Source organism: Streptomyces ossamyceticus (genome assembly GCF_001418475.1).
Classification (GTDB): Bacteria; Actinomycetota; Actinomycetes; order Streptomycetales; family Streptomycetaceae; genus Streptomyces; species Streptomyces ossamyceticus.
The window spans coordinates 1-8,941 of record NZ_LIQX01000113.1; the positions used below are offsets into that span (position 1 = coordinate 1).

At 70.3% G+C, this 8,941-nt stretch carries 4 protein-coding genes; 3 read left to right on the forward strand and 1 reads right to left on the reverse strand.

Annotation, left to right across the window (positions count from 1 at the left end; translation table 11 throughout):
* Positions 1-414: 414 nt before the first annotated feature.
* From AOK15_RS10280 to AOK15_RS10290, 3 genes are all read left to right on the forward strand, one after another.
* A complete protein-coding gene (locus tag AOK15_RS10280) occupies positions 415-1,143 on the forward strand; it encodes a VIT1/CCC1 transporter family protein (protein ID WP_055515074.1) in 729 nt (242 codons plus the stop codon).
* A gap of 371 nt (positions 1,144-1,514) precedes the next feature.
* The gene (gene gltB, locus AOK15_RS10285; RefSeq protein ID WP_079058403.1) at positions 1,515-6,119 is read left to right on the forward strand and encodes a glutamate synthase large subunit; all 4,605 of its coding nucleotides are present in this window, start codon (positions 1,515-1,517) and stop codon (positions 6,117-6,119) included.
* Positions 6,112-7,572, forward strand: coding sequence for a glutamate synthase subunit beta (locus AOK15_RS10290; RefSeq protein WP_055515076.1), 1,461 nt, complete (start codon positions 6,112-6,114; stop codon positions 7,570-7,572). The genes gltB and AOK15_RS10290 overlap by 8 nt, the downstream gene beginning before the upstream one ends.
* Positions 7,573-7,755: 183 nt before the next feature.
* Here AOK15_RS10290 and AOK15_RS10295 read toward each other — a convergent pair whose 3' ends face one another.
* Positions 7,756-8,685, reverse strand: coding sequence for a rhomboid family intramembrane serine protease (locus AOK15_RS10295; RefSeq protein ID WP_055515078.1), 930 nt, complete (start codon positions 8,683-8,685; stop codon positions 7,756-7,758).
* Positions 8,686-8,941: the final 256 nt, after the last annotated feature.

Consider the following 8,941-nt stretch of genomic DNA (forward strand, 5'->3'; position numbering starts at 1 on the left):
TTGGTGGTGTGGGTGGGAGGGCGGTGTGCGGGCCGCTGTGGGGGGTGCGTCGCCGGGTGGTCCGGCCACCCGGGAGTGCCCGGACGGACCCGTGTGCCGGTGGCCCCTGTGGTGTGGCGCGGCGACCCGGTGGTGCCGGTGGTTCCTCGGCGCCCCGTGCGTGCTTCGACCGGTGGGTCCCGCGGCACTATGGGCAGTTGATCCGTTCTGAAGATTTCTCTGTGAAGATCTCTGCCACATCGCGTGCCCGACCGGGCCCCGGAACGCTCCGGTATCACCCGGTCGACATCTGTGCGGGGCCTTGTACGAATGAGCGGCACCCATTCCTCGAACACCCCCAAACCCCCGCTCAATCGCAGGTAAGTACGGCCTTCCTTGCTGGCAGAAGCGGTTTTCCGAGCGTACGTTCGACGTATGGCGATCATTGATACCGAAGCAGCGCTCCACGTGGCGCACCGCGACAACCACACCCACCGCGATGTGAACGGCGGCTGGCTGCGGCCCGCCGTGTTCGGGGCGATGGACGGACTCGTGTCCAACCTGGCGCTGATGACCGGTGTCGCCGGCGGCACGGCCGGCAGTGAGACGGTCGTCGTCGCCGGGCTCGCGGGACTGGCCGCCGGGGCCTTCTCGATGGCGGCCGGCGAGTACACCTCCGTGGCCTCGCAGCGCGAACTCGTCGAGGCGGAACTGGAGGTCGAGCGGCGCGAGTTGCGCAAGCACCCCAAGGACGAGGAGAAGGAGCTGGCCGCCCTCTACGAGGCGCGCGGCGTCGAGCCGAAGCTCGCCCGCGAGGTCGCGAGACAGCTCTCGCGCGATCCCGAGCAGGCCCTGGAGATCCATGCCCGTGAGGAACTGGGCATCGACCCCGGTGAACTCCCCTCGCCCGCCGTCGCCGCCGTGTCGAGCTTCGGCGCCTTCGCGCTCGGCGCCCTGCTGCCCGTGCTGCCGTATCTGCTCGGCGCGAGCACGCTGTGGCCCGCGGTGCTGGTGGCGTTGCTGGGACTCTTCGCCTGTGGTGCCCTGGTGGCGAAGGTGACGGCCAGAAGCTGGTGGTTCAGCGGGCTGCGTCAGCTGGCCCTCGGGGGCGCCGCGGCCGGTGTGACGTACGCCCTGGGCACGCTGTTCGGTGCGGCCGTATGATGAATCGGATGGCTACGTATGCGCGAGGCCGTATAAGTAGTCGTTACTACGCGGTTTCGAATGCTTAACCGCTGGGCATGAGCCGTAAGCGCCGCCGGCAATGACGCCTGCACCGCACCTTGCCGCAGGGAGCGACGACGCCCCCCGCACATCGAGTCGAAGGACATGAATCTGTCCGGCTGACTCCCCTTGCTCCCGCCGCCGTGCGCCGCACCCGCTCAGCGCCGCGGCGTCCGCATGTTGGAACGAACTATCCCGGTTCCCGAGAATCGCTCCATCATGTAACCTGCACGAAATTTTGCACTCCGCGCAGAGGGCCAACGTCGTCCCTCGGCAATTGCATATGCCAGATGACGACGACGGGAGAGCCGATGCGTACGCCGCGCCAGCCGTCCCAGCACTCCACGAATGGCCAGAAGTGGTCGTTCATGGATGCTCGCCCTGCTGCGCAGGGTATGTACGACCCCCGCAACGAGCGCGACGCCTGTGGCGTCGGCTTCGTGGCCACCCTCACCGGCGAGGCGAGCCATGCGCTGGTCGAGCAGGCGCTCACCGTTCTGCGCAACCTGGAACACCGCGGTGCCACCGGCTCCGAGCCGGACTCCGGCGACGGCGCCGGCATCCTCTCCCAGGTGCCCGACGGCTTCTTCCGTGAGGTGGCCGGATTCGAGCTGCCCGAGGCCGGCGCGTACGCGGTCGGTATCGCCTTCCTGCCCGAGGCCGGTGCCGACGACGCGGCCGCCCGTATCGAGGCCATCGCCGCCGAGGAGGGCCTGACCGTCCTCGGCTGGCGCGAGGTGCCCGTGGCGCCCGAGCTGCTCGGTGCCACGGCCCGCTCGACGATGCCCGTCTTCCGCCAGATCTTCGTCGCCGACGGCGCCGCGGTGCCCGCCACGGACATCGACCTCGACCGCAGGACGTTCGTGCTGCGCAAGCGCGCCGAGCGCGAGGTCGACGTCTACTTCCCCTCGCTGTCCGCGCGGACCATCGTCTACAAGGGCATGCTGACCACCGGCCAGCTGGAGCCCTTCTTCCCGGACCTGTCCGACCGCCGCTTCGCCTCCGCGATCGCGCTCGTGCACTCCCGGTTCTCCACCAACACGTTCCCGTCGTGGCCGCTCGCCCACCCGTACCGCTTCGTCGCGCACAACGGCGAGATCAACACGGTCAAGGGCAACCGCAACTGGATGGTCGCCCGCGAGTCCCAGCTCGCCTCCGACCTGTTCGGCCCGCAGGACAAGCTGGAGCGGATCTTCCCGATCTGTACGCCGGACGCCTCCGACTCGGCGTCCTTCGACGAGGTGCTCGAACTGCTCCACCTCGGCGGCCGTTCCCTCCCGCACTCCGTGCTGATGATGATCCCGGAGGCGTGGGAGAACCACGACTCCATGGAGCCGGCCCGCCGCGCCTTCTACCAGTTCCACTCCACGATGATGGAGCCCTGGGACGGCCCGGCCTGCGTCACCTTCACCGACGGCAAGCAGGTCGGCGCGGTCCTCGACCGCAACGGACTGCGCCCCGGCCGCTACTGGGTCACCGACGACGGCCTCGTCGTCCTCGGCTCCGAGGTCGGCGTCCTCGACATCGACCCCGCGAAGGTCGTCCGCAAGGGCCGCCTCCAGCCCGGCCGTATGTTCCTCGTCGACACCGTCGAGCACCGCATCATCGAGGACGACGAGATCAAGGCCGGCCTCGCCGCCGAGCACCCGTACGCGGAGTGGCTGGAAGCCGGCGAGATCGAGCTGTCCGACCTGCCCGAGCGTGAGCACATCGTGCACACCCACGCCTCGGTCACCCGCCGCCAGCAGACCTTCGGGTACACCGAGGAGGAGCTGCGCGTCATCCTCGCGCCGATGGCCAAGGCCGGCGCCGAGCCGATCGGCTCCATGGGCACCGACTCGCCGATCGCCGCGCTGTCCTCCCGCCCCCGGCTGCTGTTCGACTACTTCACCCAGCTGTTCGCACAGGTCACCAACCCGCCGCTGGACGCGATCCGCGAGGAGCTCGTCACCTCGCTGCGCTCCTCGCTGGGCCCCGAGGGCAACATCCTGGAGCCGAGCGCCGCGTCGTGCCGCAGCGTCACCCTGCCCTTCCCGGTGATCGACAACGACGAGCTGGCCAAGCTCATCCACATCAACGCCGACGGCGACATGCCCGGCATGAAGGCCGCGACCCTCTCCGGCCTGTACCGGGTCTCCGGCGGCGGTGACGCCCTCGCCGCGCGCATCGAGGAGATCTGCGCCGAGGCCGACGCCGCCATCGACAACGGCGCCCGGCTGATCGTCCTGTCGGACCGCCACTCGGACGCCGAGCACGCGCCGATCCCGTCGCTGCTGCTCACCGCGGCCGTCCACCACCACCTCATCCGCACCAAGCAGCGCACCCAGGTGGGCCTGCTGGTCGAGGCCGGTGACGTCCGCGAGGTCCACCACGTCGCCCTGCTCATCGGCTACGGCGCCGCCGCCGTCAACCCGTACCTGGCGATGGAGTCCGTCGAGGACCTCGTCCGCGCCGGCACGTTCCTCTCCGGTATCGAGGCCGAGCAGGCCATCCGCAACCTGATCTACGCCCTCGGCAAGGGCGTCCTGAAGGTCATGTCGAAGATGGGCATCTCCACCGTGGCCTCCTACCGCGGCGCCCAGGTCTTCGAGGCCGTCGGCCTCGCGGACGACTTCGTCGAGAAGTACTTCAACGGCACGGCCACCAAGATCGGCGGCGTCGGCATCGACGTCATCGCCAAGGAGGTCGCCGCCCGCCACGCCAAGGCGTACCCCGCCTCCGGCATCGCCCCGGCACACCGCGCCCTGGAGATAGGCGGCGAGTACCAGTGGCGCCGCGAGGGCGAACCGCACCTGTTCGACCCGGAGACGGTCTTCCGCCTCCAGCACTCCACGCGCGCGGCCCGCTACGACATCTTCAAGAAGTACACCGAGCGGGTGAACGAGCAGTCCGAGCGGCTGATGACGCTGCGCGGCCTGTTCGGCTTCCAGTCGGACCGGCAGCCGATCCCCGTTGACGAGGTCGAGCCGGTCTCCGAGATCGTCAAGCGCTTCTCGACCGGCGCCATGTCGTACGGCTCCATCTCCAAGGAGGCGCACGAGACCCTCGCCATCGCCATGAACCAGTTGGGCGGCAAGTCCAACACCGGTGAGGGCGGCGAGGACCCCGAGCGCCTGTACGACCCGGCGCGCCGGTCGTCCATCAAGCAGGTCGCCTCCGGCCGCTTCGGTGTGACCTCCGAGTACCTGGTCAACGCGGACGACATCCAGATCAAGATGGCCCAGGGCGCCAAGCCCGGTGAGGGCGGCCAGCTGCCCGGCCACAAGGTGTACCCGTGGGTCGCTAAGACGCGTCACTCGACGCCGGGCGTGGGTCTGATCTCCCCGCCGCCGCACCACGACATCTACTCCATCGAGGACCTGGCGCAGCTGATCCACGACCTCAAGAACGCCAACCCGCAGGCCCGCATCCACGTGAAGCTGGTATCCGAGGTCGGCGTCGGCACGGTCGCGGCCGGTGTGTCCAAGGCCCACGCGGACGTCGTCCTCATCTCGGGTCACGACGGCGGCACCGGTGCCTCCCCGCTGACCTCGCTGAAGCACGCCGGCGGCCCCTGGGAGCTCGGCCTCGCCGAGACCCAGCAGACCCTGCTGCTCAACGGCCTGCGCGACCGCATCGTCGTCCAGACCGACGGCCAGCTGAAGACCGGCCGCGACGTGGTCATCGCCGCGCTGCTCGGCGCCGAGGAGTTCGGCTTCGCGACCGCGCCGCTGGTCGTGTCCGGCTGCGTCATGATGCGCGTCTGCCACCTCGACACCTGCCCCGTCGGCATCGCCACGCAGAACCCGACCCTGCGCGACCGGTTCTCCGGCAAGGCCGAGTACGTCGTGAACTTCTTCCGGTTCATCGCCGAAGAGGTCCGCGAACTGCTGGCCGAGCTGGGCTTCCGCTCCATCGAGGAGGCCGTCGGCCACGCCGAGGTCCTCGACGTGGAACGCGCCGTCGACCACTGGAAGGCGCAGGGCCTGGACCTGGAGCCGCTGTTCCACGTGCCCGACCTGCCCGAGGGCGCGGTGCGCCACCAGCTGATCGAGCAGGACCACGGCCTGGAGAAGGCGCTCGACAACGAGCTGATCAAGCTCGCCGCGGACGCCCTGGCCGCCTCCGACGCGACCGAGGCCCAGCCCGTGCGCGCCCAGGTCAAGGTCCGCAACATCAACCGCACGGTCGGCACCATGCTCGGCCACGAGGTGACGAAGAAGTTCGGTGGCGCGGGCCTGCCCGACGACACCATCGACATCACCTTCACCGGCTCCGCGGGCCAGTCCTTCGGCGCCTTCCTCCCGCGCGGTGTCACGCTGCGACTGGAGGGCGACGCCAACGACTACGTCGGCAAGGGCCTCTCCGGCGGCCGCGTGATCGTCCGTCCCGACCGGGGCGCCGACCACCTCGCCGAGTACTCGACGATCGCGGGCAACACCATCGCCTACGGCGCGACCGGCGGCGAGCTGTTCCTGCGCGGCCGTACGGGCGAGCGGTTCTGCGTCCGCAACTCCGGCGCGCTGGTCGTCTCCGAGGGCGTGGGTGACCACGGCTGCGAGTACATGACCGGCGGTCACGCGGTCGTCCTCGGCGAGACGGGCCGCAACTTCGCGGCCGGTATGTCCGGCGGCGTCGCGTACGTCATCGACCTCGACCGCGACAACGTCAACGTCGGCAACGTGAACGCCGTCGAGGCGCTCGACGACACCGACAAGCAGTGGCTGCACGACGTGGTGCGCCGCCACGCCGAGGAGACCGGCTCCACGGTCGCCGGGAAGCTGCTCGCGGAGTGGGACGAGGCCGTGACCCGCTTCAGCAAGATCATCCCCAGCACGTACAAGGCAGTGCTCGCCGCCAAGGACGCCGCCGAGCGAGCCGGTCTCTCCGAGACCGAGATCACCGAGAAGATGATGGAGGCGGCGACCAATGGCTGATCCCAAGGGCTTTCTCAACCACGGCCGCGAGGTCGCCGAGTCCCGCCCCGTCGACGTCCGGCTGAAGGACTGGAACGAGGTCTACGTCCCGGGTTCGCTGCTCCCGATCATCTCGAAGCAGGCGTCCCGCTGCATGGACTGCGGCATCCCGTTCTGCCACAACGGCTGTCCGCTCGGGAACCTCATCCCCGAGTGGAACGACTACGCCTACCGCGAGGACTGGGCGGCCGCCTCCGAGCGCCTGCACGCCACGAACAACTTCCCGGAGTTCACGGGCCGGCTGTGCCCGGCCCCGTGCGAGTCGGCGTGTGTGCTCGGCATCAACCAGCCGGCCGTCACCATCAAGAACGTCGAGGTCTCGATCATCGACAAGGCGTGGGACGGCGGCGATGTCGCGCCGCAGATCCCGGAGCGCCTGTCGGGCAAGACGGTCGCGGTCATCGGCTCGGGCCCGGCGGGCCTGGCGGCGGCGCAGCAGCTGACGCGGGCCGGTCACACGGTCGCCGTGTACGAGCGTGCCGACCGCGTGGGCGGTCTGCTCCGCTACGGCATCCCCGAGTTCAAGATGGAGAAGCGGCACATCAACCGCCGCATCGAGCAGATGCGCGCGGAGGGCACCCGCTTCCGCACCGGTATCGAGATCGGCCGCGACCTCAAGGCGACCGACCTGAAGAAGCGGTACGACGCCGTCGTGATCGCCGCCGGTGCCACGACCGCGCGCGACCTGCCGGTCCCCGGCCGTGAGCTGAACGGCATCCACCAGGCCATGGAGTACCTGCCGCTGGCCAACAAGGTGCAGGAGGGCGACTTCGTGGCGCCCCCCATCACGGCCGAGGGCAAGCACGTCGTGGTCATCGGCGGCGGCGACACCGGCGCGGACTGCGTGGGCACCGCCCACCGCCAGGGCGCGGCCTCCGTCACCCAGCTGGAGATCATGCCGAAGCCGGGCGAGGACCGGGCCCCCAACCAGCCGTGGCCGACCTTCCCGATGCTCTACAAGGTCACCTCGGCGCACGAGGAGGGCGGTGAGCGGGTCTACTCCGTCTCCACCACCCACTTCGAGGGCGACGAGGACGGCAACGTCCAGTGGCTGCACCTCGTCGAGGTCGAGTTCGTCGACGGCAAGCTGACGCAGAAGCCGGGCACGGAGCGCAAGATCCCCGCCCAGCTGGTCACCCTGGCGATGGGCTTCACCGGCACCGACCGGGAGAACGGCCTGGTCGAGCAGTTCGGTCTGGAGCTCGACGAGCGCGGCAACATCGCCCGTGACGCCGACTTCCAGACGAACGTGCCGGGTGTCTTCGTCGCCGGTGACGCGGGCCGTGGCCAGTCGCTCATCGTGTGGGCGATCGCGGAGGGCCGCTCGGCCGCCCGCGGCTGCGACCGCTTCCTGACGGGCGCGAGCGACCTGCCGGCGCCGATCAAGCCCACGGACCGCTCGCTGACGGTCTGACGACCGCACCGACCGCACCACCGCACCGACCGGGTGACCTCCGGGTCCCCCCCCCATACGTCCCGTACAACGGCGTACGGAACACAGACGGCGCCTGCCCGCCAGTCCCCGACCGGACGACTGGGCAGGCGCTGTCGCATGCGCGGACGCGGTGGGGCGGCCGGGCGGCGCCCCACCGCGCGCTCAGCTCGTCATCGCCGCGACCTTCGCCACCGCCAGCACCAGCAGGAGGGCGAGGACGACCGCGCAGGCGCTCGCCTGGACGAGGACGCGGCGGCGGTCGCGGGGGGCGTAGGCGTAGGCGAGGGCGATCAGGCCGCCGGTGAGGAGGCCGCCGAGGTGGCCCTGCCAGGAGGTGACGACCGCCGAGAGCACCAGCCAGATCAGCAGGCCCGCCATGAAGCGGTTGATGCCCCTGGGGTCGGCGCCGAGGCGGCGGGCGAGGACGTAGTACGCGGTGCAGACGCCGAAGAGCGCGCCGGAGGCGCCGACCGTGCGGGCGTCCGGGGCGAGGAGCAGGACGAGCACCGAACCGCCGAGGGCGGACAGGAGGTAGAGGGCGAGGTAGCGGGCGCGGCCCAGCTGCGCCTCGACGATCCTGCCGACGTTCCACAGCGTGACCATGTTCATCACGATGTGGAGGACGCCGAACGTGCCCTCGGTGGGCGGGATGTGGAGGAACGCCCCGGTGAGGAGGCGGTACCACTCACCGTCGATGACGCCCTCGGGGTGGAAGTCGGAGGGGTAGACGGCCTGCCAGACGTAGTGCAGTCCGTCCGGGCCGGTGAGGCCCCGGCCCAGCGTCGCGAAGTCGTCCACGACGGAGGGGCGGACCAGTTCGGCCACGTAGGCGAGGACGTTGAGGCCGATGAGGACGTATGTCATCAGGGGCACCGCGGAGATCCGGCCGCCGAAGGCGGTGCGGGCCTGACGGACGGTCCGGGCGCCCTCCTTCACACACTCGGGGCACTGGTGGCCCACGGCCGCGTCACGCATGCAGTCCGGGCAGATGAAGCGGTCGCAGCGTGTGCAGCGGACGTACGTCTCCACCTTGGGGTGCCGGTAGCAGGTGGTGACGGCGGGCTCGGACGACGACGGGGGCTGGGCTTCCACGGCCGGCTCCTTGGGGGTGCGGACTGATGACGAGCCGGTGAGGGCGGCGGCGAACAAAATAGCGAACCATCGGGGGTGAAGGGTGACGGGGAGGCGTATAGGGGTGCGGACGGGGGTGTGGGAGGGCGTCGGGGGCGATCACACCACCGGCGGCCCCCGGACGCCGTAGCCTCGGGGGCCCCGTCGACACCCGTACGCCAGGAGCGCCCGTATGCCCGCGATCAGCCTCAGCAAGGTGCGGGAGGCCGCCCCCGCG